At 62.4% G+C, this 22967-nt stretch carries 26 protein-coding genes; 13 read left to right on the top strand and 13 right to left on the bottom strand.

Translation table 11 applies throughout. The features are described from left to right. Positions 1-126 precede the first annotated feature (126 nt). The 5 genes from BM132_RS25295 to BM132_RS25275 form a co-directional block, all read right to left on the bottom strand. A complete protein-coding gene (locus BM132_RS25295; RefSeq protein WP_092394816.1) occupies positions 127-825 on the bottom strand; it encodes an OmpW/AlkL family protein in 699 nt (232 codons plus the stop codon). Between the two features lie 256 nt (positions 826-1081). After that, positions 1082-1600: a DUF3299 domain-containing protein gene (locus tag BM132_RS25290; protein WP_092394813.1), complete on the bottom strand. Its 519-nt coding sequence runs from the start codon at positions 1598-1600 to the stop codon at positions 1082-1084. 11 nt (positions 1601-1611) lie between these two features. Beyond that, complete coding sequence (locus tag BM132_RS25285; protein WP_092394810.1) at positions 1612-2877, bottom strand: ABC transporter permease; 1266 nt, start codon at positions 2875-2877, stop codon at positions 1612-1614. A 1-nt stretch (position 2878) separates the two neighbouring features. Then, a complete protein-coding gene (locus BM132_RS25280; protein ID WP_092394807.1) occupies positions 2879-3589 on the bottom strand; it encodes an ABC transporter ATP-binding protein in 711 nt (236 codons plus the stop codon). A 133-nt stretch (positions 3590-3722) separates the two neighbouring features. After that, positions 3723-4313, bottom strand: a complete 591-nt coding sequence (locus BM132_RS25275; RefSeq protein WP_092459535.1) for a DUF2796 domain-containing protein — start codon at positions 4311-4313, stop codon at positions 3723-3725. Between the two features lie 132 nt (positions 4314-4445). Between BM132_RS25275 and BM132_RS25270 the strand changes: the two genes are divergently transcribed. Then, positions 4446-4796: a hypothetical protein gene (locus tag BM132_RS25270; protein WP_092459533.1), complete on the top strand. Its 351-nt coding sequence runs from the start codon at positions 4446-4448 to the stop codon at positions 4794-4796. A gap of 137 nt (positions 4797-4933) precedes the next feature. Here BM132_RS25270 and trxA read toward each other — a convergent pair whose 3' ends face one another. From trxA to BM132_RS25255, 3 genes are all read right to left on the bottom strand, one after another. Then, positions 4934-5806 carry a thioredoxin gene (trxA, locus tag BM132_RS25265; protein WP_092459531.1) on the bottom strand — a complete coding sequence of 291 codons (873 nt, stop codon included), beginning with the start codon at positions 5804-5806 and terminating at the stop codon, positions 4934-4936. Positions 5807-6000: 194 nt separating this feature from the next. Then, positions 6001-6660, bottom strand: a complete 660-nt coding sequence (locus BM132_RS25260) for a class I SAM-dependent methyltransferase (protein WP_092459529.1) — start codon at positions 6658-6660, stop codon at positions 6001-6003. Next, positions 6657-7127 (bottom strand): YbaY family lipoprotein, encoded by a 471-nt coding sequence (locus BM132_RS25255; RefSeq protein ID WP_092459527.1) that lies wholly within the window; start codon positions 7125-7127, stop codon positions 6657-6659. The genes BM132_RS25260 and BM132_RS25255 overlap by 4 nt, the downstream gene beginning before the upstream one ends. Before the next feature lie 127 nt (positions 7128-7254). Here BM132_RS25255 and nrdR point away from each other — a divergent pair, with 127 nt between their 5' ends. The 12 genes from nrdR to BM132_RS25195 all read left to right on the top strand — a co-directional run bounded on the left by nrdR (position 7255) and on the right by BM132_RS25195 (position 16162). Continuing rightward, on the top strand, positions 7255-7719 hold the full coding sequence (nrdR, locus tag BM132_RS25250) for a transcriptional regulator NrdR (RefSeq protein ID WP_013694316.1): 465 nt from the start codon (positions 7255-7257) through the stop codon (positions 7717-7719). Further along, positions 7716-8849 (top strand): bifunctional diaminohydroxyphosphoribosylaminopyrimidine deaminase/5-amino-6-(5-phosphoribosylamino)uracil reductase RibD, encoded by a 1134-nt coding sequence (gene ribD / locus BM132_RS25245; protein ID WP_092459525.1) that lies wholly within the window; start codon positions 7716-7718, stop codon positions 8847-8849. The genes nrdR and ribD overlap by 4 nt, the downstream gene beginning before the upstream one ends. Positions 8850-8895: 46 nt before the next feature. Then, positions 8896-9558: a riboflavin synthase gene (locus tag BM132_RS25240; protein ID WP_047229745.1), complete on the top strand. Its 663-nt coding sequence runs from the start codon at positions 8896-8898 to the stop codon at positions 9556-9558. A gap of 16 nt (positions 9559-9574) precedes the next feature. Further along, positions 9575-10666, top strand: coding sequence for a bifunctional 3,4-dihydroxy-2-butanone-4-phosphate synthase/GTP cyclohydrolase II (ribBA, locus tag BM132_RS25235; protein WP_092459523.1), 1092 nt, complete (start codon positions 9575-9577; stop codon positions 10664-10666). A gap of 328 nt (positions 10667-10994) precedes the next feature. Continuing rightward, the gene (ribE, locus tag BM132_RS25230; RefSeq protein ID WP_047229743.1) at positions 10995-11471 is read left to right on the top strand and encodes a 6,7-dimethyl-8-ribityllumazine synthase; all 477 of its coding nucleotides are present in this window, start codon (positions 10995-10997) and stop codon (positions 11469-11471) included. Further along, positions 11468-11968 (top strand): transcription antitermination factor NusB, encoded by a 501-nt coding sequence (gene nusB / locus BM132_RS25225; RefSeq protein ID WP_047229742.1) that lies wholly within the window; start codon positions 11468-11470, stop codon positions 11966-11968. The genes ribE and nusB overlap by 4 nt, the downstream gene beginning before the upstream one ends. Positions 11969-11986: 18 nt before the next feature. After that, positions 11987-12952, top strand: coding sequence for a thiamine-phosphate kinase (gene thiL, locus BM132_RS25220; protein ID WP_092459521.1), 966 nt, complete (start codon positions 11987-11989; stop codon positions 12950-12952). Beyond that, the gene (locus BM132_RS25215; RefSeq protein WP_092394784.1) at positions 12949-13452 is read left to right on the top strand and encodes a phosphatidylglycerophosphatase A family protein; all 504 of its coding nucleotides are present in this window, start codon (positions 12949-12951) and stop codon (positions 13450-13452) included. The genes thiL and BM132_RS25215 overlap by 4 nt, the downstream gene beginning before the upstream one ends. Before the next feature lie 11 nt (positions 13453-13463). Further along, complete coding sequence (locus tag BM132_RS25210; protein ID WP_092459519.1) at positions 13464-14222, top strand: substrate-binding periplasmic protein; 759 nt, start codon at positions 13464-13466, stop codon at positions 14220-14222. A 109-nt stretch (positions 14223-14331) separates the two neighbouring features. Continuing rightward, the gene (gene ribA / locus BM132_RS25205; RefSeq protein WP_092459517.1) at positions 14332-14949 is read left to right on the top strand and encodes a GTP cyclohydrolase II; all 618 of its coding nucleotides are present in this window, start codon (positions 14332-14334) and stop codon (positions 14947-14949) included. Continuing rightward, complete coding sequence (locus BM132_RS25200; protein WP_047229737.1) at positions 14946-15365, top strand: hypothetical protein; 420 nt, start codon at positions 14946-14948, stop codon at positions 15363-15365. The genes ribA and BM132_RS25200 overlap by 4 nt, the downstream gene beginning before the upstream one ends. Continuing rightward, positions 15365-16162, top strand: coding sequence for a cobalamin-binding protein (locus BM132_RS25195; RefSeq protein ID WP_092459515.1), 798 nt, complete (start codon positions 15365-15367; stop codon positions 16160-16162). The genes BM132_RS25200 and BM132_RS25195 overlap by 1 nt, the downstream gene beginning before the upstream one ends. A gap of 138 nt (positions 16163-16300) precedes the next feature. Here the strand turns inward: BM132_RS25195 and BM132_RS25190 are convergent, their stop codons facing one another. The 5 genes from BM132_RS25190 to BM132_RS25170 all read right to left on the bottom strand — a co-directional run bounded on the left by BM132_RS25190 (position 16301) and on the right by BM132_RS25170 (position 22707). Then, the gene (locus tag BM132_RS25190; RefSeq protein WP_092459513.1) at positions 16301-18181 is read right to left on the bottom strand and encodes a TonB-dependent receptor domain-containing protein; all 1881 of its coding nucleotides are present in this window, start codon (positions 18179-18181) and stop codon (positions 16301-16303) included. A 148-nt stretch (positions 18182-18329) separates the two neighbouring features. Then, positions 18330-20228, bottom strand: coding sequence for a 1-deoxy-D-xylulose-5-phosphate synthase (gene dxs / locus BM132_RS25185; RefSeq protein WP_092459511.1), 1899 nt, complete (start codon positions 20226-20228; stop codon positions 18330-18332). Between the two features lie 105 nt (positions 20229-20333). Then, a complete protein-coding gene (gene ispA, locus BM132_RS25180; RefSeq protein WP_092459509.1) occupies positions 20334-21221 on the bottom strand; it encodes a (2E,6E)-farnesyl diphosphate synthase in 888 nt (295 codons plus the stop codon). Next, positions 21218-21460: an exodeoxyribonuclease VII small subunit gene (locus BM132_RS25175; RefSeq protein WP_047229733.1), complete on the bottom strand. Its 243-nt coding sequence runs from the start codon at positions 21458-21460 to the stop codon at positions 21218-21220. The genes ispA and BM132_RS25175 overlap by 4 nt, the downstream gene beginning before the upstream one ends. A gap of 110 nt (positions 21461-21570) precedes the next feature. Further along, positions 21571-22707 (bottom strand): Fic family protein, encoded by a 1137-nt coding sequence (locus BM132_RS25170; protein WP_092459507.1) that lies wholly within the window; start codon positions 22705-22707, stop codon positions 21571-21573. Positions 22708-22967: the final 260 nt, after the last annotated feature.

Below are 22967 nucleotides of genomic sequence, written 5' to 3'. Positions count from 1 at the left end.
TCCCTGTAATCGCCACCGCAGTGCGTCAGGTTCACCTCATGTGTTTATTTGGGGCTGCTGCGCAGCCCAACGGGGATAAATCCCCTCGCCACAGGATGTGTTGTCAGCTTTTCATTGCGTTGCCATTTAGAACTTGTAACCCAACCCCACCATGTAGATCCAAGGGTCCACATCGACATTCACCTTGGCCCGGGTGCCACTGGCCACGGCGTTGTTGTCCACATAGGCGGTGGTGTCGATGTCGATGTAGCGAATCTGGCCGTTGACCATGATGTTGTCGGTCAGCATGTAGTCGGCGCCCACTTGCCACGCCATGCCCCAACTGTTGCTCGCCCGGAAGTTGCTGAAGCCGTTGGCGCTGGCTTCGCTGCCGACGTGTTCATCGTAGATCCAGGTGTAGTTGATGCCGGCGCCGACGTAAGGCTGGAAGGCCGACTTGGCGTCGAGCGGGTAGTAGACCAGGCTCAGGGTCGGCGGCAGGTGCTTGAGGGTACCGAGCTTATTGTTGGCCGCACCCAGGGCGGTGCCTTTGATCTTCACATCGTGCTCGAACGGCGATGCGGCCAGCAGTTCGATCCCCAGATTGTTAGTGATCATGTAGGCGAAGTTCAGACCCAGCTGAGTGTCGCTGCTCATGGTCGCCTTGCCGCCCAGGTCGGCGCCGGCCAGCGGGCCACGGTCGACCTTGACGCTGGAACTGTCGGCTTCCGGATTGACGGTGATAGCGCCGGCGCGAACGATGATATCGCCGGCGGTGTGCGCCTGGGCGAGCGGGGCCGCGAGCGCGAGGGCGACGAGGGAAGCGCTGAGCAGAGACTTTTGCATGGGGGCTCCAGAGGGCATCTAAAATTGATGTCCCATGGTATGCAGCGCTCTAATCCGGTCTTTTGACTCAGCTCAATGAGTCAGGGGCTATTAATTGACTCAGCTCAATAAAATGATGATGAGGAAATCTTGAGGGCCCCATCGCGAGCAGGCTCGCTCCCACAGTTGACCGAGTTTCTTCAGAAGGAATCCGGTCCAATGTGGGAGCGAGCCTGCTCGCGATAGCTATCTGATCAACAACACATTGCTACCAGGCTCACTCCGGCAGCTCATACACATAAATCTTCTCAGCCGCCATCTGATACCCGGCATCGGCCAGTTCACTGGTGGACGGCTTGACCTGCATCGGCCCTTCGACCCAGTACGGCTGGTACAACTCGTCGAGCTTGACCCCGATTTCACTTTTCACATGCACGATCTGATTCGACGGCGGTGGCGGTACATGGATGCACGCGCCGAAATACGGCACCAGCAAAAAGTCCGTGGTGCGGCCTTCCTCGCTGACTTCCAGCGGCACGATATAACCCGGCAAACGAATCTGCTGGCCGTCGAGTTCCTTGACCACCGGCGCGTTGGGCAAATCCTGCTTGGCCGCCGGGGCCGCTTCGGCGGCCAGGGCATCGCTCATCTGCGACAGGTCGTGCAGCGGGGTCATGTTCGGCACTTCCGCCGGGGCGTCCGGCGGGATCATTTCCTGCCACGACAAGTCCCTCGGTTCGGCCGCCCACAGCGGCAGGGCGACCGTCATCAACAGCGCAAGTAAAGCGCGGGGCATCTTCAACGTCCTCATAAACGGATCGACAGGCCATCGGCCAACGATTGGCGATAGGCGCGCCAGGCCGGCACGCTGCCCATCAGTAAAGCGGCGACCAGAATGCCAGCCATCAGCGTCCATTCATATTCGCTTGGCCAGGCCAAGGGCAGATACAACCCATAGGCCGACTGCACGTAACCCTGCGCGGCGGCGATGCCGATGTACAGCAGGGCCAGCCCGGCGGCGACCCCGGCCAGCGCCAGGGCGAAGGCTTCGAGCACCAGCAGGGTCGCGATGTGCCACGGCCGCGCGCCCACCGAACGCAGAATCGCCATCTCCCGACGCCGCTCGTTGAGGCTGGTGAGAATCGCTGTGAGCATGCCGATCAGGCCGGTCAGCACCACGAACAGCGAAATCACGAACAGGGCTTTTTCCGCGGTGCCCATCAGGCTCCATAACTCTTGCAGCGCCACGCCGGGCAGGATCGCCAGCAACGGCTCGCCGCGGAACTCGTTGATCTCGCGCTGCAAGGCGAAGGTGGAAATCTTGCTGTTGAGGCCGAGCATGAACGCGGTGATCGCCTTGGGCGTCAGGTCCATGTTGCGGGCCTGGTCGGCGCTGATGCGGCCCTTGCCCTGGGCCGGCACACCGTTTTTCCAGTCGATGTGGATCGCTTCCATGCCGCCGAGGCTGATGTGCAACGTGCGGTCCACCGGGGTGCCGGTGCGCTTGAGAATGCCGACCACGGTGAAGGGCTTGTCATCGTGCTTGACCAGGCTGACCACCGCCACGCCGTGGGCCAGCACCAGTTTGTCACCGAGCTTGTAATGCAGTGCTTCGGCCACTTCGGCCCCCAGCACCACCTCGAACGGATCGGTGGCGAAGGCCCGACCCTCGGCCAGCGCCAGGTGTTGCCGGCGACCGTATTGGTAATGCTCGAAGTAGGCCTCGGTCGTGCCCATCACCCGGTAACCGCGATGGGAATCGCCCAGGGACATGGGGATCGCCCATTTCACTTTCGGGTTGCTGGCGAACTGCTCGAAGCTGTCCCAGCGAATGTTGTTGGTGGCGTTGCCGATGCGAAACACCGAATACAGCAGCAGGTTCACCGAACCCGAGCGAGCACCGACGATCAGGTCGGTGCCACTGATGGTGCTGGCGAAACTGGCCCGCGCCTCGGTGCGTACCCGCTCTACCGCCAGCAGCAGGCACACCGAAAGGGCGATGGCGAAAGCGGTGAGGATCGCGGTGAAACGGCGGTTCGCCAGGCTGGCCATGGCAAGACGGAACAAATACATCTCAGACCTCGAGTGGCGTGGCGGCGCGATTGAGATCGGCCAGCGAGAGGTGGCGGTCGAACAGCGGCGCCAGGCTCTGGTCGTGGCTGACGAACAGCAGGCTCGATCCGGCCGCGCGGCATTCGGCGAACAACAGCCGCAGGAAGTTTTCCCGGGCATCGTAGTCCAGGGCCGAGGTGGGTTCGTCGGCGATCACCAGTTCCGGTTGGCCGATCAACGCCCGGGCGGCCGCGACCCGTTGCTGTTGGCCGATGGACAGCGAGTCGGCGCGGCGCCCAAGCAGATTTGTGTCGGTCAGACCCAGGTGCGCCAGCAGTGTGGCAGCGGCTTGATCGACGCTGCCGTGACGCTGGATCGCCCGTTGTGCACGCAGTTTCGAGAAGTGACAGGGCAGTTCAACGTTCTCGCGCACCGAGAGAAACGGCAGCAGGTTGAATTGCTGGAAGATGTAGCCGGTGTGGTCCACGCGAAAACGGTCGCGGGCCCCGGCGCCCAGTTCAGTGAGTTCCTGGCCAAGCAGGCGAATGCTGCCACGGTCCGGTGTCTGGACGCCGCCCAGAAGCCCCAGCAGCGTGGTCTTGCCGCTGCCGCTCGGCCCCTTGAGGAACAAGGTTTCACCCGCTTCCAGGCGAAAGGCCGGAATATCCAGCAACGGCGGATGCCCGGGCCAGCTGAAGCCCAGGTCGGACAGTTCGATGAGTGCTTGGGTCATGTTTACCGCTTCAAAATATGAATACCTGTGGGAGCGGGCTTGCTCGCGAAAGCGGTGTGTCAGTCGACTTCAAAGTTGAATGTGCCGTCGCCTTCGCGAGCAAGCCCGCTCCCACATGAGGGATTCAGTGTATTCAGAACTTCAGGGCAGGTGCCTTGGCCGTCACTTCCACGCCTTGCTGGCCGCTCGGGCTGATCAGTTGTACCTGAATTTTCTGGGTGGCCGGGAAGGTTTTGAACAGTGTCGCCAGGTCCAGGTTCTTCAGTGCCCCTGGTGTGGCGCAGGTGAACTGGTAATGGGCATGGATTTCACTGTGTTCGCCGTGGTGTTCGTCGCCATGGTCATCTTCGTCGTGGTCATCGTGGTCCGGTTCATCGCCAAACAACGGGCTTTCCAGCTCCTGCTGGGCCACGGTGCATTTGGCGGCGGCGGGCAGGCTGAACAGCGCCAGCGGCTTGTCCAGTTGCGCACGCACGGCGGCGACCTTGGCCTTGTCGGCATCGCTGGTGGCGGCGTGCTCGAAGCCCACCAGGTTCATCGCCGGGCTTTCCAGCTCCAGTTCCAGGGTTTGGCCATCCAGTGCGGCATTCAGCCGGCCGACACCGTGTTCATGGGCGCCGAGGCTGCCGTGCTCGTGATCATGATCGTGGTCATGCTCGACCGCCGCATGGGCGACAGCCAAGGGCAGCAGGGCGAACGGCAGGGCGAGAAGCAGACGGCGCATGACGAGTCTCCAGATAAAATGAGTGTTCTGTTATGTAATCTTATAACGAAAGTGCGCAGAGTTTGACCGGCTGCTTGGCGTCGCGCAAGGCCCATGGGAGCATGGGCACATGAAATTTTCAGGAGCACGGTAATGTTGCGGATACGCGGAACCGTCGGTGATTGGCCGGTGGACTTGTCGATCGACATGGATGAGGGCGACTGGGCGCAGCTCGGCGCGCAGTTGCAAGCGGTCAAACCCGATAACGCGGCGACGCCTGCGAGCCGGCCGGCCAGTCAGGACGATGCCTTGTGGCAGATCGCCAGGGAGCTGCTGCGCAAGGCCGGGCAGTTGAGCGGCCCGGACCTGCTGGAACAGCTCGAAGGCCTGACCGGCAGCGCCCCGGCCGGCAAACGCCTGTTAGTGCGCTTGCGCCATAGCCCGGACGTGAAAGTCATCAGCGGCGGCGATACACCGCTCTACAGCTGGCACGAAACCGTATAGGAGCCGTGTAGGAGCTGACGAGCGAAGCGAGGCTGCGATCTTTACCCCTGACGCTTGAATCCCAAGCGAAAGATCAAAAGATTAAAAGATCAAAAGATCGCAGCCTTCGGCAGCTCCTACAGGGGTGTGCGGTGTATTTAGTACAACGCCGCGAACAGCTTGCGGCGATAGGTCGTCACCAGCGGATGGTCGTTGCCCAGCAATTCGAAGACTTGCAGCAAGGTCTTGTGGGGCAGGCCTTCGCTGTAACTGCGGTTGCGGATAAACAGCTTGAGCAGCGCATCGAGGGCCGGCTCATACTGCTGGCGGGCCAATTGCTGGATTGCCAGTTGATACACCGCTTCGTCATCTTGCGGATCTTTCGCCAGGCGGGCCTTGAGATCGGCGGCGTCCGGCAGATCCTTGGCCAGGCCGAGGAACTGAATCTGCGCCTTGGCCCCGGCCAGTGCGGCCTTGTGCTCATCGCTTTTCACCGCGTCGAGCACGGTTTGTGCCTCAGTCAACTCACCGCGCTCGGTCAGGCAACGGGCATACAGGATCAGGGCCTTGGCGTTGGTATTGTCTTCCCCCAGCAGTGCAGTGAGTACGGCCTCGGCATCAGCGAAACGCCCCTCGTCGAACAGCGCCTGGGCCTGGTCAAACGGGTCGGCGGCGGCCGGAGGCGGCATCTGTACATGAGGTTCGAGCATCGCCCGCACGGCGGACTCCGGCTGGGCCCCGGCGAAACCGTCGACGGGCTGGCCGTCCTTGAACAGCACCACGGTAGGCAAGCTGCGAATGCCGAAGCGGGCGACGATGTCCTGCTCGATGTCGCAGTCGACCTTGGCCAGCAGCAGTTCGCCCTGATAACTCTCGGCAATGCCCTGCAGCATCGGCATCAGCGCCTTGCACGGCGCGCACCACTCGGCCCAGAAATCCACCAGCACCGGTTTGTGAAAAGAGTTGGCGATCACCGACTGGTCGAAATCGGCGGTGGTGGCGTCGAAGATGTATGGGGTGTCCTGGGTCATGGGAATCTCGTAGAACGCTTTGAATGAGGCAACTATACGGCTTGGTGGGGGGAGCTGAAAGCGCAGGACTTTAGTCTTGTGGTGTCTGATAGGGCGCTATCGCGAGCAGGCTCGCTCCCACAGGGGATTTGTGATGAACACACATTTTGTATCCGGCACGAAACCCTGTGGGAGCGAGCCTGCTCGCGATGCTTTTAAGGCTGACGCCGCGCGTGGTACAGGCTCACATGCCGAAACTCCTCGGGCTCGGCCAGATCCGGCAGGGTCATGGCCTGGAGCATTTCGATGCGCCGGTACAGCGGATGCTGGAAGTCCCGCACCCGGGAGTCGGCCACCAGAGCCTCGCGGCCACGGCTGAGGAACTGGTCGAGTAACGGCAGGTTGGCACGGTCGTAAAGCACATCCGCGACCAGGATCAGGTCGAAGCGATTATCCTCAGCGAAAAAATCCTCCGAATACCCAAGCGTTACGTCATTTAGCAGGGCGTTGGCCTGGCACGCAGCAAGCGCCAGCGGATCCAGATCACAGGCCACCACTTCCAGCGCCCCGGCCTTGAGCGCCGCGATACCCGCGACGCCGGAGCCCGCGCCGAAGTCCAGCACCCGCTTGCCTTCGACCCAATGCGGCTGTTCGACCAGATAGCGTGCCATGGCCAGGCCGCTGGCCCAGCAGAAGCTCCAGTAAGGTGGCTCGTGGAGAATGCGCCGGGTTTCTTCCGGGCTGAACGCGCGGTCCATGTTATCGCCGTCGATCAGCCACAGTTTCAGGTCAGTGCCAGGCAGCGGGCAAGCCACCAGGTGCGCGTCTCCAAGCAACTGGCCCAATGCGTGTTGCAGGTCTTGCGGTGAATTCATGGCGCTTTGACAAATTGCAGCGAGCCCAGCGCCTGAGTGGTCGGCTGGCTGATGCGTTGCTCCGGCAGATGCAGGATCAACTGGCCCGACTGGCTGGCGCGGCCGCGCAGTTCCACGCGAGCGCCAACCGGGAAGGCTTCGGGGTTGAAGCGCAGGCGAAAGGGCAGGGCCTGGTTATTGCCGATCAGGCTGGAGCTGGCGAGCAATTGTTGCGGCCGGTCCTTGTCATCGATCACCAGCAGCGCCAGTTCGACCTCGGCCCCGGCCGGTATCCCTTGCAGGGTGCCGCTCAACTCCCGCTGATGCGCCGGCAGCGGTCCCAGTTCGGCGGCCTGGCGGGCTTTTTCCTGGGCCTGTTTCGGCGCAGGGGTCTTGGCCGGGGCGGGGGCATCGGGTTTGGGGGCGTCGCTGCTGCACGCCATCAGCAGGCTGAATAGACTGAGCAAAATGAGCGATCGTAGCGGCATGTGTGGCTCCAGCAAGGTAAATTCCAGGGGGCTGACGGTAACCCCGTCTGTATACCGTAAACCCTATGGCTTGTCTTGCCAGTGGGATGCGCTACCATGGCCCTCCCTTTTTTTGTTGCCTGCCACCATGCACTGTCCCTTCTGCGGTGCCAACGACACCAAAGTCATCGACTCGCGACTGGTCGCCGAGGGCGAACAGGTCCGCCGCCGCCGCGAATGCCTGGCCTGCGGCGAACGTTTCACGACGTTCGAGACCGCTGAACTGGTGTTGCCGCGCCTGATCAAAACCGACGGCAGTCGCCAGCCGTTCGATGAAGAAAAACTGCGCGCGGGCATGCAGCGCGCCCTGGAAAAACGCCCGGTGAGCGTCGAGCGCCTGGAAGCGGCGCTGGTGCACATCAAGCACAAGCTACGGGCCACTGGCGAACGCGAGGTTAAATCCCTGGTGGTCGGAGAACTGGTGATGGCCGAGCTGCAGAAGCTCGATGAAGTCGCCTACATCCGTTTCGCCTCGGTGTACCGGCGCTTCCAGGACCTGAACGAATTCCGCGAAGAAATCGACCGCCTGGCCCGCGAACCGGTGAAAGAATGACCAGCCCGGCGCAACAGGCCATCCTCGACGCCCAATACATGGCCCGCGCCCTGGAACTGGCGCGGCGCGGTCACTACACCACGCATCCCAATCCCCGGGTAGGTTGTGTGATCGTGCGTGACGGGCAAGTGGTCGGCGAAGGCTGGCACATTCGCGCCGGCGAACCCCATGCAGAAGTCCATGCCCTGCGCGCCGCCGGTGAGCAGGCCCGGGGCGCCACGGCCTACGTAACCCTCGAACCCTGCAGTCATCACGGGCGCACACCGCCCTGTGCCGATGCATTGGTCAATGCCGGCGTGGCGCGGGTGGTAGCGGCGATGCAGGACCCGAACCCGGATGTAGCCGGTCGCGGTCTGCAACGCTTGGCCCAGGCCGGTATCGCTACTGAAAGCGGCGTGCTGGAAGGCGAAGCGCGCCTGCTCAACCAGGGTTTTCTCAAACGCATGGAGCACGGCTTGCCGTTCGTGCGGGTCAAGCTCGCCATGAGCCTCGATGGCCGCACCGCCATGGAAAGTGGCGAAAGCCAATGGATTACCGGGCCGGCCGCCCGTTCGGCGGTGCAACGCTTGCGGGCCCAAGCCAGTGTGGTGCTGACCGGCGCCGATACGGTGCTGGCCGACAACGCCCGGCTGACCGTGCGCGCCGATGAACTCGGGCTGGATGCCGCGCAGACCGCGCTGATCATGAGCCGTCCGCCGCTGCGGGTGCTGGTGGACGGTCGCCTGCGGGTGCCGCTGGATGCGCCGTTCTTCAAGGCTGGCCCGGCGCTGGTCGCTACTTGTATGGCGGTGGAAGAACAGTACGCCAACGGTCCCGAATGCATGATCGTGGCGGGCGATGACGGTCAGGTCGATCTGCGTCGGTTGCTGGTGGCGTTGGCGGCCCGGGATGTCAATGAAGTGCTGGTGGAGGCCGGTCCGCGCCTGGCAGGGGCTTTCGCCCGGCAAGGGCTGGTGGACGAATTCCAGATTTTCATCGCCGGCAAGTTCCTCGGTTCTTCGGCGCGGCCACTGTTGGACTGGCCGCTGGCGCAGATGAAAGACGCTCCAGAACTGAAAATCACCGAAATCCGTGCCGTGGGCGATGACTGGCGAGTCACCGCCGTTCCCGTCGCGCAGGCGAGCGTATAATTCCCGGCTTTCGCTCAAGCGGCGGCCCGTTCTCGAGGAGGACTCCATGTTCACCGGCATCATCGAATCCATCGGCAGCATCCGTGCACTGACCCCCAAGGGTGGCGACGTGCGGGTCCATGTCGAAACCGGCAAGCTCGATCTGAGTGACGTCAAACTGGGCGACAGCATCGCGGTCAACGGCGTGTGCCTGACCGCCGTCGAACTGCCGGGCAATGGTTTCCTGGCGGACGTCAGCCGCGAAACCCTCGACTGCACCGCCATGAACGATCTCAAGAGTGGCAGCCCGGTCAACCTGGAAAAAGCCCTGACCCCCACCACCCGGTTGGGCGGGCACCTAGTCAGCGGCCACGTCGATGGCGTGGGTGAAGTGGTTGCGCGCAGCGATAACGCCCGGGCCGTGGAGTTTCGCATCCGCGCCCCGAAAGAGCTGGCCAAGTACATTGCCCATAAAGGCTCGATCACCGTCGACGGCACCAGCCTGACGGTCAATGCGGTGGATGGCGCCGAATTCCTGCTGACCATCATTCCCCATACATTGAGCGAAACCATCATGGCTTCGTATCGGCCCGGTCGCCGGGTCAATCTGGAGGTTGACCTGCTGGCCCGTTACCTGGAGCGCCTGCTGTTGGGCGACAAGGCCGCAACACCGGCAGCCGGTAACATCACTGAAAGCTTTCTGGCCGCCAACGGCTACCTCAAATCCTGACCCAAGGGGGTGCCGCGTGGCGCTCAATAGCATCGAAGAACTGGTTGAAGACATCCGCCAAGGCAAGATGGTCATCCTTATGGATGACGAAGACCGCGAGAATGAAGGCGACCTGATCATGGCCGCCGAGTGCTGCAAGGCCGAGCACATCAACTTCATGGCCAAGCACGCCCGTGGCCTGATCTGCATGCCCATGACCCGCGAACGCTGCGAGCTCTTGAAGCTGCCATTGATGGCGCCGCGCAACGGTTCCGGCTTCGGCACCAAGTTCACCGTGTCCATCGAGGCCGCCGAGGGCGTGACCACCGGCATCTCTGCTGCTGACCGTGCGCGCACCGTGCAGGCCGCCGCCGCGAAAGAAGCCAAGGCCGAAGACATCGTCAGCCCCGGGCACATTTTCCCGCTGATGGCCCAGGCCGGCGGTACCCTGGCCCGCGCCGGCCACACCGAAGCGGCGTGCGACCTGGCGCGCATGGCCGGTTTCGAGGCCAGCGGCGTGATCTGCGAAGTGATGAACGACGACGGCACCATGTCCCGTCGCGCGGAACTCGAAGCTTTTGCCGCCGAACACAACATCAAGATCGGCACCATCGCCGACCTGATCCACTACCGGATGATCCACGAACGTACCGTTCAGCGGATTGCCGAGCAGCCGCTGGACAGCGAACTGGGCCAGTTCAACCTGGTGACCTACCGTGACTCGGTGGAGGGCGACGTGCACATGGCGCTGACCTTGGGCACCGTATGTGCCGAAGAACCGACCCTGGTGCGCGTGCATAACATGGACCCGCTGCGCGACCTGCTGATGGTCAAACAGCCCGGTCGCTGGAGCCTGCGGGCCGCCATGGCCGCGGTGGCCGAGGCCGGCAGCGGCGTGGTCCTGCTGCTCGGGCACCCGCTCGATGGCGACGTGCTGCTGGCGCACATCCGTGAAACCGGCGATAACACCATCGTGAAAAAACCGACCACCTACAGCATCGTCGGCGCCGGTTCGCAGATCCTGCGGGACCTGGGTGTACGAAAAATGCGCCTGATGAGCGCACCGATGAAATTTAATGCGATATCCGGTTTCGACCTGGAAGTTGTAGAATACGTGCCCTCCGAATAATGGCCTGCGGATTTCGGCATTATTGTTCACTTAAGGCTTGATTAGATTCATTGTGGCGAGGGAGCTTGCTCCCGCTGGACGTAGGAGCTGCCGAAGGCTGCGATCTTTTGATTTTGATCTTTCGCTCTCGACTCAATTGTCTGGGGTAAGATCGCAGCCTCGTTGCACTCGACAGCTCCTACGACGCAGCTCGGCGGGGAGCAAGTGCCCTCGCCACAAAAGATGTGCAAGTGAACTCATGACGGGATCTACGGCCCTGTATTCGTGGCTAATATCACCAAAGGAGCGCGTATTCGAACGCGCTCTGGCTCTTTAAGAGATCTGACGAATGACCCTGAAGACCATCGAAGGTACCTTCATCGCCCCTCAAGGCCGCTACGCTCTGGTAGTGGGCCGTTTCAACAGCTTCGTGGTTGAGAGCCTGGTTGGCGGTGCGGTCGATGCCCTGGTTCGCCATGGCGTGAGCGAAAGCGACATCACCATCATCCGTGCGCCTGGCGCCTTCGAAATTCCGCTGGTTGCGCAGAAAGTCGCTCAAAAGGGCGAATATGCGGCGATCATCGCCCTGGGCGCTGTCATTCGTGGCGGTACTCCGCACTTCGAATACGTGGCCGGCGAATGCACCAAGGGCCTGGCCCAGGTGTCCATGGAGTTCGGCGTGCCGGTCGCCTTCGGCGTGCTGACCGTTGATTCCATCGAGCAAGCCATTGAACGTTCCGGCACCAAGGCCGGTAACAAAGGCGCCGAAGCCGCCCTGTCCGCCCTGGAAATGGTCAGCCTGCTGGCGCAGTTGGAGGCCAAGTGATTAGCGACGAAAGCGATCGTTTCAACCCGCGCGATCCCAAGCCAGCCGATGCCGGCAAGCCTTCGAAGAGCGTCAAGCGTCGCGAAGCCCGTCAGCTCGCGACCCAGGCGCTGTATCAATGGCACATGGCCAAGCAATCGCTGAACGAGATCGAAGCGCAGTTTCGGGTCGACAACGATTTCAGTGACGTTGATGGCGCGTACTTCCGCGAGATCCTGCACGGCGTCCCGGCCCACAAGACCGAGATCGACATTGCCCTGGCCCCTTGCCTGGACCTGACCATCGAAGAGCTGGACCCGGTTGAACTGGCCGTCTTGCGCTTGTCCACCTGGGAACTGATGCAGCGCGTCGATGTTCCGTACCGCGTAGTGATCAACGAAGGGATCGAGCTGGCGAAAGTCTTCGGTTCCACCGATGGTCACAAGTTCGTCAACGGTGTACTCGACAAGCTGGCCCCGCGTCTGCGTGAAGCTGAAGTGAAGGCGTTCAAGCGCTGATTGGCGCTTGTTATCCCAATGGGTGAGTTTGAGCTGATCCGTCATTACTTCGCCGCCGCGTCTTGTGCGCAGGGCGGCGAGGGCGTTGCGCTCGGGATCGGCGACGACTGCGCCTTGCTGGCCGTTCCACCCGGGGAGCAGTTGGCGGTGTCCACCGATACCCTGGTGGCCGGCGTGCATTTTCCAGACCCTTGCGACCCGTTCCTGCTCGGCCAGCGCTCGCTGGCCGTGGCGGTCAGTGACCTGGCCGCCATGGGCGCTACTCCTTTTGCATTTACCCTGGCCCTGACTTTGCCGACGGTGACCGCCGATTGGTTGCAAGCCTATGCCCGCGGTTTGAACCTGATGGCCCAAGCGTGTGATGTCGCGCTGGTGGGCGGTGACACGACGCGTGGGCCGCTGAGCATGACCTTGACGGTGTTCGGTCGCGTGCCATCCGGCCAGGCCCTGACTCGCGGCGGCGCGCAGCCCGGTGATTGGCTATGTGTCGGTGGCGAGCTGGGCAATGGCGCTGGCGCATTGCCGCTCGTGCTGGGGCAGCGCACTGCCGAACCTGATATCGCTGAGCCGTTGCTGGCGCATTATTGGTCGCCACGCCCGCAAATCGACCTAGGTCTGGCACTGCGGGGCAAGGCTGGCGCGGCGATGGATATCTCCGATGGCCTGCTGGCCGATTGCGGGCATATCGCCCTGGCGTCAGGTGTGGCCTTGCAAGTTGAGCGCGACCACCTGCCATTGTCCAAGGCTTTGGTAACGTTCCTGGGCCGAGAGAATGCCGCGCATGCCGCATTGAGCGGTGGTGACGATTACGTGTTGCTGTTCACCTTGCCGCCTGTCCGACTGGTGGCGTTGCAGGCCGAGGGCTGGCCAATCCATGTGATCGGCCGCGTGGTGGCCGGGCAAGGTGTCACGCTGCTCGACAGCGATGGACGCGACATCACTCCACAAATTCGGGGCTATCAACATTTTCGGGAGACACCGTGACAGATCATCCCAACCAGGTCCCGGCGGAGTTCGTTCCGCCCTCGGTCTGGCGTAATCCCTGGCATTTCCTGGCGTTCGGCTTCGGTTCGGGCACTTTACCTAAAGCTCCGGGCACCTGGGGCTCGCTGGTTGCGCTACCCTTCATACCGTTGTGGCAGATGTTGCCGGACTGGGGCTACTGGCTGATGCTCGGCATCACCATGCTGTTCGGCTTCTGGCTGTGCGGCAAGGTGGCGGATGACCTGCGGGTGCACGATCATGAGGGTATCGTCTGGGACGAAATGGTCGGCATGTGGATCACCCTGTGGCTGGTGCCTGAAGGATGGTATTGGCTGCTGGCGGGTTTTCTGATGTTCCGCTTCTTCGACATTCTCAAGCCTTGGCCGATTCGCTGGATCGACCGAAAGGTGCACGGAGGCGTCGGCATCATGCTTGACGATGTATTGGCTGGCGTTTTCGCCTGGCTGGCTATGCAAGGATTGGTGTGGTGTTTTACCTGAGGGATTCAGGCATGAATGTAAGCCGTGCGCTGCTTCTGTTGTTGTGTCTAGGGCTCTGTTTCGGTGCGCGGGCGGTCGAGGCGACGACGCTGCCCGGCAAGGTGCGCGCGGCCAGCGAAGAGTGGGAGGATTACTCCCAGGCCGATGGCAAGGGTATGGCGTGGGACATCTTGCGTGAAGTGTTCGAGCCCGTCGGCGTGCGGCTGGAAACCCGCAGCGTGCCCTATACCCGTTCAATCGGGCTGGTGCAGCGCGGTGAGGTCGACGTGCAGGTCGGTGCTTATCTCGATGAGTCGGAGGGGGTGCTTTATCCCAAATGGCACTACGATATCGATCACATCTACGCCTTGGGGCTAGCCTCCAAACCGTCCCCGACACTGGAGACGGTCGGCAACTATCGGTTGGTGTGGATGCGTGGCTACGAATACGACAGCTATCTGCCTGGTATCCGCAAATTCAACGAAATTCACCGCGCGGTGGGTATCCTGCCGATGCTGGTCCATGACCGCGCCGATTTTTATATCGATGCGTTGATGGAAATCGAGAACTTGCTTGCCAAGGCCGAGAATCCCCAGCAGTTCAAGCGTTCACCGTTGATCAACCTGCCGCTTTACCTGGGCTTCGCCGACACCGAAAACGGTCGGGTGCTCCGGGACCTGTTTGACCGGCGCATGGCAGAACTGGTGAAAAACGGTCGACTGAAGCCGATATTCGAACGCTGGAAGCAACCCTATCCCTTCGACGACCACGGCAGGCCACCGAAGGCGTAATCAATCTTTTCGATGGTTATGGCCGATAATTCAGCCTGAGCGTCGGTCGGGACGTGCTGTTACAATGCCCGCCTCTGCGAATCTCCAGTAATAGATCAGGAGCACACCGGTGCCTGTCGTTTTTGTTGCCGCTTCCAAGCTGCCAACGCCCTTTGCGCAATTCACCATGCATGGTTTTCTCGATGAAGCCACCGGCCGCGAGCACGTCGTGCTGAGCCTGGGTGATTTCGCCGACGGTGCCCCGGTACTGGGCCGCCTGCACTCTGAATGCCTGACCGGCGATGCCTTGTTCAGCCAGCGCTGTGATTGCGGCTCGCAACTTGAGGCCGCGCTGCGGGCCATTGCCCGCGAAGGCCGTGGCGTGCTGCTTTACTTGCGCCAGGAAGGTCGCGGCATTGGCCTGCTGAACAAGATTCGTGCCTATGAGCTGCAAGATGGCGGCGCCGATACCGTGGAAGCCAACGAGCGCCTGGGGTTTGCCGCCGACCTGCGGGATTACAGCATCTGCCTGCCAATGCTCGAACATCTGGGCGTCAAGGCGTTGCGCTTGATGACCAACAACCCGCGCAAGGTCAAGGCGATGACCGATATGGGCATCGTGGTGGCCGAACGCGTGCCACTGCACACCGGGCACAACCCCCACAACAAACTTTACCTGGCGACCAAGGCCAGCAAGCTCGACCACATGATGGGTAACGAGCACCAGGGCGAGGTCGACCGGGCGTGACGCGCGGTCAGGTCCGGCGGCGACTGTCCGTCAGTTGGTGGCAATACCTGGCGCTGGCCTTGCTACCGCTGTTCGTGATCAACGCGGTATTCGGCCAGGGTGAAGCGATTCTGCCGGTGCTGGCAATGCCGCTGTTTATCGCTGGCGTGGCATCGATGTTTGTCAGCCTGCGCTTCTTTGGCGCTTACAAACACGCGTTGATCGCCACCCAAAAAGCCCTCGACACCCCCGAAGAGCCCCAAGCCTGGATCGCCTTGGCAGCCCGGCGGCGTGTGGCCTTTCTCGCTGCCGGCCTGCCGGCCTGGATCGGCGCCCTGGCGGTGTTCGTGGGCCTGGAAGCGGTGCCGTTGATGCTGCTGGCGTTGTCCACGACGGTATTGTTCTACCTGTATCGCATCCCGCGTCAGCTCGGTTGATGATCCGCTGCCTGGCGGTCCTGCTGTTGGCCGTCAGCGCCTCGACGGTGGCGGCCCAGCGTGTGGTCAGCCTGGCTCCGTCCCTGTCTGAAATCGTGGTTGAACTGGATTCCGCCGACCTGCTGGTGGGCGTGCTGGATGGCGGCGAGCGGCCATTGGCGTTGAAAGACCTGCCTTCTGTGGGGCGTTATGGGCAATTGGACATGGAGCGCTTGCTCAGTCTCAGGCCCGATCTGCTCCTGCTCTGGCCCGGCAGCGTCGGCCAGGCCCAACGCCGGCAGCTCAAGGGATTGAAGATTCCTGTCTATGTCACCGAGCCCCACAGTCTCGACCAGCTCATCAGCCAAGTAGAAGACATCGCCACGCAACTCGGCCGCCCGGAGCGGGGTGCGAGACGAGCGGCGCAGCTGCGCGGGCGTCTTGAGGCATTGCGTCAGCGCTACCGGCGCGACACGCCGTTGCCGGTGTTCTATCAGGTCTGGGACCGGCCGCTGTACACCGTTGGCGGCGAGCAGATCATCAGCGATGCACTGGCGGTTTGCGGGGCGCGCAATGTGTTTGCCGACCTGACCCTGCCGGCGCCGCAGGTGAGTGTGGAGTCAGTGTTGCAGCGCAATCCGCAGATCATCCTGGCCACAGACCAGGCCCAGCTCGACGCCTGGAAAGCCTGGCCGCAGCTGGCGGCGGTGGCGCAGGGGCGGCTGCTGTTAGTCAGTGACAAGGGGCTGGAGCGGCCTAGTGGGCAGATGATCGAGGCGACGGCGCGGTTGTGTGAGTTGATCGCGCCGGACCGCTAGACCGCGGCGCCTCCAATCGCGAGCAGGCTCGCTCCCACATGGGATTTGTGGCGAACACCGATGTTGTGTTCATAACAGATCAACTGTGGGAGCGAGCCTGCTCGCGATGAGGTCAGTCCCGGCAGCACAAGTTCTGGATCAGAGCGCCGGCGTCCAAGTCACCCCAAACAACCAGGCCCGGCCTTCCTCCCGGTACCCATACTGCCCACCTTCATGGCTATACAGCGCCCGGCTGTAGCCCTTGTCCAGCAGGTTATCCACCTTCATCTCCAGCTTCACCTCGCGGTTCAACGCCCAACTGCCGCGCAACCCGAGCAGCGCATAACCGCCCAGGGCATTGCGGTTGTTCTCATCGTCGTAGCTGCTGCTCACGGCTTGCCAGGTGGCGCCCAGGCCCAGTCGGTCGAATTGACGGTCCAGGTCCAGGCTCAGGGTCCGGCGCGCACGGCGGGCGAGGGTGTGGCCGCTGTCGCGGTCCCGTGGGTCGATGATGGCCAGGCCCAAATTGCCCTGCCAGCCGAAAAACTCTTGGCTCAGGGCTGCTTCGAAACCGTTGATCCGTGCCGAGGCGACGTTTTGTGGGCGGGAGTTGCTGCCGAAAATGATCGCGTCTTCCAGGTCCGTGCGGTACAGCGAAGTTTCCAGGCGGGCGCTGTCGCTCAGTTGGCTGCGCCATTGCAGTTCGTAGCTTTTCGCGGTTTCGGGTTTCAGGTCCGGGTTGCTGAATTGCGGGTAGTAGAGGTCGTTGAAGGTCGGTGCGCGGAAGCTTTCACTGTAGGTCAGCAGCACATCATTGTCCGGATTCACCGGTAGGGTGAGCGTGCCGCTCCAGCTATTCCGGGCACCGAACTGCTGATTCTGGTCGCGGCGCACGCCCAGTTCGGTGGAGAACGTTTCGCCGCGCCAGCGGTGCTGGATAAACGCGGCACGGTTCCAGCGGCTGTCTTCGTCATACGGCGTGCTGCTGTTGATCCGGTCTTCATACCAGTCACCGCCAACGATCAGGCTGTTGCGATCATCCAGCGTTACATCGTTCTGCCAAGTCAGCGAGTCGCGGTAGGTGTTGAACACTTCCCGGACATCGCTGAGCTTGTCGAAGGTTTTTTCGCGGTTTTCGCTGTGGCCCAGTTCCAGGCGTGATTTCCAACCGTCGGTGATGCGCCCATCGACATACGTACTGAAACTGCTCACCGCGAAATCACTGTAGGGCTGCTGGGGCAGCGACTCGAAGGTGTTCGGGTCGAAGCGGCCGAACGGATTGTCGTATTCGCTTTTACCGCGGTTATCCAGCAGGTTCAGGCCCACTTCCAGATCAGCGTTGAGCTCATGACTCACGCTCAGGCTCAAGGACTGGTTACGGTTGGCGTCCGCGTCCCGGTCGCTGGCGTAGGATTCATGGGTGCGATTGGTCCCATCGGTTTCATCCAGGCTGGCGCCGAGGTTGAAGCGTGTCTGGTCATCGCCACCGGACAGACCCAGGCTGCGCTCCCAGGTCTGGTGGCTACCGAAACCCAGGTGCAAGCGCGGTTGCAGGCCTTGTTCGTTAGCGCGGCGGGTGAAAATCTGGATCACCCCGCCCACCGCGTCGGCGCCGTAGATCACTGAGCGCGAGCCGCGCAGCACTTCCACCCGTTCGATCTGGTTGATGTTCAGGCGTTGCAAGTTGCTGTCGCCGGAGGTGGAGTTGCCGATGCGCTGGCCGTCCACCAGCACCAGGCTCTGAGCCGATTTGGTGCCGCGAATGTAAATCCCCGGCAGGCTGCCCCGCCCGCCCAGCGGCGCCACCTGCACCCCTGGCACGCGGCTGAGCAGGTCCGTGACGCTGGCCGGTTGCAGGCGATCGATGTCGTCTCGGGTGAAAACCGTGTTGGCAGCGCTACTGTCGTTGCGCGCTTCGACCTGGCGGTTGGCGCTGATGACCACGTCGGGGAGCTTGAGGGCTTGGTCGCGTTCGAAGGTGTCGGCCAGCAGGTCGGTGCTGGGTAGCAGGGAGAGGGTTAGTGTGAGGCGCAGTTTCATGGGGGTTCCGAGAAATATGGCTCCACTCATCCCCCTGTGGGAGCGAGCCTGCTCGCGATAGCGGTGCGTCAGTCGATATAGATGTCGACTGCTCTTACGTCATCGCGAGCAGGCTCGCTCCCACAAGGGATTTGTGTGGTCTGAAGATTTACCGACCCAGTAGTCGTAACCGCTGGCGCACCGCCCCTTCGATCCCTGCCTCATCCAGCCCGCATTCGGCCAGCATCTGCGCCGGTTTGGCGTGTTCGACGTAGATGTCCGGCAAGCCCAGGTGCAGCACCGACTTGAGGATATTTTCCCGAGCCAGGAATTCGCTGACCGCCGCCCCGGCGCCGCCCATGATGGCGTTTTCCTCGACGGTCACCAGCAGTTCGTGGCTGGTGGCCATTTCGCGCACCAGGGTTTCGTCCAGCGGTTTGACGAAACGCATGTCCACCACGGTGGCGTCCAGGGTTTCGGCGACCTTCAGGGCCTCGGCCAGTTGCACGCCAAACACCAGCAGGGCGGTCTGCTTGCCCTGGCGACGGATCACGCCCTTGCCGATTTCGATGGGTTCGAGATCCGTCGAGAGGGTCGCGTTCGGGCCGCTGCCGCGAGGGTAGCGTACCGCCGCCGGGCCATTGAACAGGTGGCCGGTGGTGAGCATTTTGCGCAACTCGTTTTCATCGCTCGGCGTCATCAGCAGCATGCCGGGGATGCAGCGCAGGAACGACAGGTCGAAACTGCCGGCGTGGGTTGGGCCGTCTTCGCCCACCAAACCTGCGCGGTCGATGGCGAACAGTACATCGAGGTTCTGCACCGCGACGTCATGAACAAGCTGGTCGTAGCCGCGCTGCAGGAAGGTCGAATAAATCGCCACCACCGGTTTCGCGCCTTCGCACGCCATGCCGGCGGCGAGGGTGACGGCGTGCTGCTCGGCAATCGCCACGTCGAAGTAGCGCTGCGGGTAGCGTTCGCTGAAGGCCACCAGGTCCGAGCCTTCCTTCATCGCCGGGGTAATGCCCACCAGGCGTGGGTCAGCGGCGGCCATGTCGCACAGCCATTGGCCAAACACAGCGGAATACTTCGGTCCGCTGGCCTTCTTCGGGGCGGCGGCCGGGGCGTCCACCGGCTCAAGTTTGGTGATGGCGTGGTAACCGATCGGGTCAACTTCCGCCGGGGCGAAGCCTTTGCCTTTCTTGGTCACCACGTGCAGGAACTGCGGGCCTTTGAGATCGCGCATGTTGCGCAGGGTAGCGATCAGTGTGGGCAGGTCATGGCCGTCGATGGGGCCGATGTAGTTCCAGCCCAGCTCCTCGAACAGCGTACCGGGGACCAGCATGCCCTTGGCGTATTCCTCGGTGCGGCGGGCGATTTCCCAGGCGCCGGGCAGGCGCGAGAGCACTTTTTTGCTGCCTTCGCGCATGCTGGCGTAGGTGCGGCTGGAAAGAATCTTCGCCAGGTAGTTGGACAACCCACCGACGTTGCGCGAAATCGACATGTCGTTGTCGTTGAGGATCACCAGCATGTTGGCGTTGACTTCCGGCGCGTGGTTCAGCGCCTCGAATGCCATGCCTGCCGTCAGTGCACCATCGCCGATCACGGCAATCGCCTTGCGCTCGCTATTTTGCAGACGGGCGGCAATCGCCATGCCCAAAGCGGCGCTGATGGAGGTGCTGGAATGGCCGACACCAAAGGTGTCGTACTCGCTCTCGGAGCGCCGCGGGAACGCTGCCACGCCGTCCTTCTGGCGCAGCGTGCCCATGCGCTCGCGACGGCCAGTGAGGATTTTATGCGGATAGGCCTGATGACCGACGTCCCACACCAGCCGGTCGTCCGGGGTGTCGAACACGTAATGCAGCGCGATCGTCAGCTCGATGACGCCAAGGCCGGCACCGAAGTGCCCACCGGTCTGGCCGACCGTGTAGAGCAGCTCCAGGCGCAACTCATCGGCCAGGGTTTCCAGCTCGGCTTCACCCAGGCGACGCAAGCCGTCCGGCGTGTTGGCGCGGTCCAGCAGCGGCGTGGTCGGGCGTTTGCGGGGAATCTCTTGAAACGTCGTGGGCATCAGGCGAATCGTTATAGGTATAGAAAGAGGCGGCAGTTTACCTTATGCATCGCAAGCTGCCCACGCGTAGGCCGGAACTTGGCCGATACGCAGTCTGACCCCGTATCAGCTACGGCGTTCGACGATATATCGGGCCAGCTCGCGCAACGGCTCGGCCGCCGTGTCAAAGGGTCGCAGCGCGCTCAGGGCCTGGTCGCGCAACTCCAGGGCATAGGCCTTGGCAGCGTCGAGGCCGAGCAGGGCCGGGTAGGTCGGTTTGTCGCGAGCGATATCGGCGCCCTGGCGTTTGCCCAGGGTCTGGGTATCGCTTTCGACGTCAAGAATGTCGTCCTGCACCTGGAACGCCAGGCCAATGGCCCGGGCATAGGTCTGCAAGGCTTGCAGTTGCTCAGGCGTGGCTCGACCGCTGGCCAGGGCGCCGAGTTTGACGCTGGCCTCGATCAAGGCGCCGGTCTTGTGCCGATGCATGTACTCCAGCGCGTTTTGATCGAGCTTGAGGCCCACCGAACCAAGGTCGATGGCCTGGCCGCCGACCATTCCGGCGGGACCGGCCGCCAGCGCCAGGGTGCTGACCATGTCCAGGCGAATCTGCGCCGGGCAATCGCTCAGCGTCGGCTCCAGCAGGGCGCTGAAGGCCAGGCTCTGCAAGCCGTCACCGGCCAGGATCGCGCAGGCTTCGTCGAATTTCTTGTGGGTGGTGGGCTGGCCGCGACGCAAATCGTCGTCGTCCATGGCCGGCAAATCATCATGGACCAGCGAGTACGCGTGGATCAGCTCCACTGCGCAGGCCGCGCCGTTGGCCTGTTCAGGCGCGCCGCCCAAGGCCTCGCAGGCCGCATAGGCCAGCAGCGGCCGCACGCGCTTGCCGCCGTTCATCACGCTGTAGCGCATGGCCTCGTACAACCGCGCCAGCTCAGGGCTTGGGGCGGTGAACAGGCTATCCAGTGCCGCGTTGACCCGGGCCTGGCTGCCGGCCTGATAAGCGCCGATCATTCAGGCTGGTCCGCGTCGAACGGCTCTTCGGTCAGCTCACCATCGCGCTCGAGCAGCAATTGAACCTTTTGCTCGGCCTGGGCCAGCGCCGCCTGGCAGTCGCGAGTCAAGCCGATACCCTGCTCGAAGGCGGTCAGCGAGTCTTCCAGCGACAACTCGCCGTTCTCCAGCCGCTCGACCAGCGTTTGCAGGTCGGCCAGAGATTGTTCGAAGTCCAGTGCAGCTTTTTTGCGGGCCATGGCGGCGATTCCGGTTGACTGTTAAACGGGCGCGACACTAGCAGACATGGGGTATTGGGGCAAATCAGGGTGGGATAAATCAAAGCGGGACGGTGGGCTTTTGCCTGCCTTCAGCCAATCGGATAACTAACCCGGTAACGGGTACTGCGTCCACCACCGGGCATTCGTTCAAGGCAGCCTTTCTCCAGCAGTTCCGACAGGTGGCGGGTAGCCGTAGCCTTGGAAACTTTCGCCACCGCTTGGTATTGGGCTGCACTGATGCCGCCTTCGAAGCCTTTCTCACCGCCGTCGAGCATACGGTTGAGAACCTTGATTTGCTCAGGCGTAAGCGCGCTGTCGCGATGAACCTGCCAGAATCTCGCCTTGCAAAACACGCGGTCAATCCGCTTCATCGCCTGCTGGAGGCTGCGCTGCAGCGTCTGCAGAAACCAGCTCAGCCAGGGGGTGATGTCCAATGTGTCTTTCTGACTGGTTTCCAGGATCCGATAGTAACCGGCACGGTCGTCCAGAATGCTTGCAGACATGGCATAGAAACGAATGGCCTGGGCTTCCCCTTGAGCCAGCGCCAGGTCGGTGAGGGTGCGGGTCAGGCGACCATTGCCATCGTCGAATGGATGCAGGGTGACAAACCAGAAGTGAGCGACACCGGCACGCAACAAAGGATCGAGTCCGGCCTGATGACGGCTGGCTTCGAACCAGTCGACGAATGCTTGCAGCTGTTGTTCGAGTCCTTTGCGCGGAGGCGCTTCGAAGTGCACGGTAGGGCGGTCCAGTCTGCCCGAAACCACTTGCATCGGCTCGTCGCCGCGCAACGTGCCTACACGGATCTGCTGATGGGCAAGCTCGTTTGGCTGATCAGGAAACAGCCACTCATGCCATTCCAGCAGGCGTTGGAGCGTCAGCGGTTGATCGAGGTGCCGGGTCGCGTCCAGCAACAGATTCGCCAACCCTTCACTACGCTGGCTGACCGGGTTGTCACCCACCTGCTCCAGGCCCAGGCGTCGGGCCAGGGATGAGCGCACCGACCCCACATTCAGTTGCTCTCCTTCGATGGCCGATGACGTCACGATGTTTTGCAGCAGCGCGTCCAGCTCATTCTGAGCACTGAGCGAGGTCGTGACGACGCTGGTCATGCCCAGCAATTGGCCTTGGGCCTGCACGCATTCGCGCAGCAGTGGCGCCAATACCTCGGCTTGCCAGCGAAAGTCGGGCCAGTCGGGCTGTTGCCAGATCCAGTAGGGGGTCATAAGTCCTGTCCAAAGGTTGATGAGCCGAATAATAACTCTATTCGGCTCATATGGTGAGCCGAATAAGCTCCCTATTCGGCTCACGCCCCCCCTCAGTACGTGATTTCCCACACAGAATCGCGCGTTCCCTGATTGTGAATAATCCGCCGAATCGCTAACCTTCCCCGCATCTACGGGCCTCTTGTGGCGGGGTCTTCAGACGTAACCCGAATAATGACAGGCAGCGCCGAGGAAGGGCGCCGGGTTGCGTCATGCATGGC

This window comes from Pseudomonas sp. NFACC45, assembly GCF_900113505.1.
Taxonomy (GTDB): Bacteria; Pseudomonadota; Gammaproteobacteria; order Pseudomonadales; family Pseudomonadaceae; genus Aquipseudomonas; species Aquipseudomonas tehranensis.
This window is presented reverse-complemented; position numbering and strand designations above follow the sequence as displayed.

What these genes read in the sequence shown, in the direction of transcription:
- BM132_RS25295 (WP_092394816.1), bottom strand. Translation starts at nt 825, where the DNA reads ATGCAAAAGTCTCTGCTCAGCGCTTCCCTCGTCGCCCTCGCGCTCGCG.
- BM132_RS25290 (WP_092394813.1), bottom strand. Translation starts at nt 1,600, where the DNA reads ATGCCCCGCGCTTTACTTGCGCTGTTGATGACGGTCGCCCTGCCGCTG.
- BM132_RS25285 (WP_092394810.1), bottom strand. Translation starts at nt 2,877, where the DNA reads ATGTATTTGTTCCGTCTTGCCATGGCCAGCCTGGCGAACCGCCGTTTC.
- BM132_RS25280 (WP_092394807.1), bottom strand. Translation starts at nt 3,589, where the DNA reads ATGACCCAAGCACTCATCGAACTGTCCGACCTGGGCTTCAGCTGGCCC.
- BM132_RS25275 (WP_092459535.1), bottom strand. Translation starts at nt 4,313, where the DNA reads ATGCGCCGTCTGCTTCTCGCCCTGCCGTTCGCCCTGCTGCCCTTGGCT.
- BM132_RS25270 (WP_092459533.1), top strand. Translation starts at nt 4,446, where the DNA reads ATGTTGCGGATACGCGGAACCGTCGGTGATTGGCCGGTGGACTTGTCG.
- trxA (WP_092459531.1), bottom strand. Translation starts at nt 5,806, where the DNA reads ATGACCCAGGACACCCCATACATCTTCGACGCCACCACCGCCGATTTC.
- BM132_RS25260 (WP_092459529.1), bottom strand. Translation starts at nt 6,660, where the DNA reads ATGAATTCACCGCAAGACCTGCAACACGCATTGGGCCAGTTGCTTGGA.
- BM132_RS25255 (WP_092459527.1), bottom strand. Translation starts at nt 7,127, where the DNA reads ATGCCGCTACGATCGCTCATTTTGCTCAGTCTATTCAGCCTGCTGATG.
- nrdR (WP_013694316.1), top strand. Translation starts at nt 7,255, where the DNA reads ATGCACTGTCCCTTCTGCGGTGCCAACGACACCAAAGTCATCGACTCG.
- ribD (WP_092459525.1), top strand. Translation starts at nt 7,716, where the DNA reads ATGACCAGCCCGGCGCAACAGGCCATCCTCGACGCCCAATACATGGCC.
- BM132_RS25240 (WP_047229745.1), top strand. Translation starts at nt 8,896, where the DNA reads ATGTTCACCGGCATCATCGAATCCATCGGCAGCATCCGTGCACTGACC.
- ribE (WP_047229743.1), top strand. Translation starts at nt 10,995, where the DNA reads ATGACCCTGAAGACCATCGAAGGTACCTTCATCGCCCCTCAAGGCCGC.
- thiL (WP_092459521.1), top strand. Translation starts at nt 11,987, where the DNA reads ATGGGTGAGTTTGAGCTGATCCGTCATTACTTCGCCGCCGCGTCTTGT.
- BM132_RS25210 (WP_092459519.1), top strand. Translation starts at nt 13,464, where the DNA reads ATGAATGTAAGCCGTGCGCTGCTTCTGTTGTTGTGTCTAGGGCTCTGT.
- BM132_RS25195 (WP_092459515.1), top strand. Translation starts at nt 15,365, where the DNA reads ATGATCCGCTGCCTGGCGGTCCTGCTGTTGGCCGTCAGCGCCTCGACG.
- BM132_RS25190 (WP_092459513.1), bottom strand. Translation starts at nt 18,181, where the DNA reads ATGAAACTGCGCCTCACACTAACCCTCTCCCTGCTACCCAGCACCGAC.
- dxs (WP_092459511.1), bottom strand. Translation starts at nt 20,228, where the DNA reads ATGCCCACGACGTTTCAAGAGATTCCCCGCAAACGCCCGACCACGCCG.
- ispA (WP_092459509.1), bottom strand. Translation starts at nt 21,221, where the DNA reads ATGATCGGCGCTTATCAGGCCGGCAGCCAGGCCCGGGTCAACGCGGCA.
- BM132_RS25175 (WP_047229733.1), bottom strand. Translation starts at nt 21,460, where the DNA reads ATGGCCCGCAAAAAAGCTGCACTGGACTTCGAACAATCTCTGGCCGAC.
- BM132_RS25170 (WP_092459507.1), bottom strand. Translation starts at nt 22,707, where the DNA reads ATGACCCCCTACTGGATCTGGCAACAGCCCGACTGGCCCGACTTTCGC.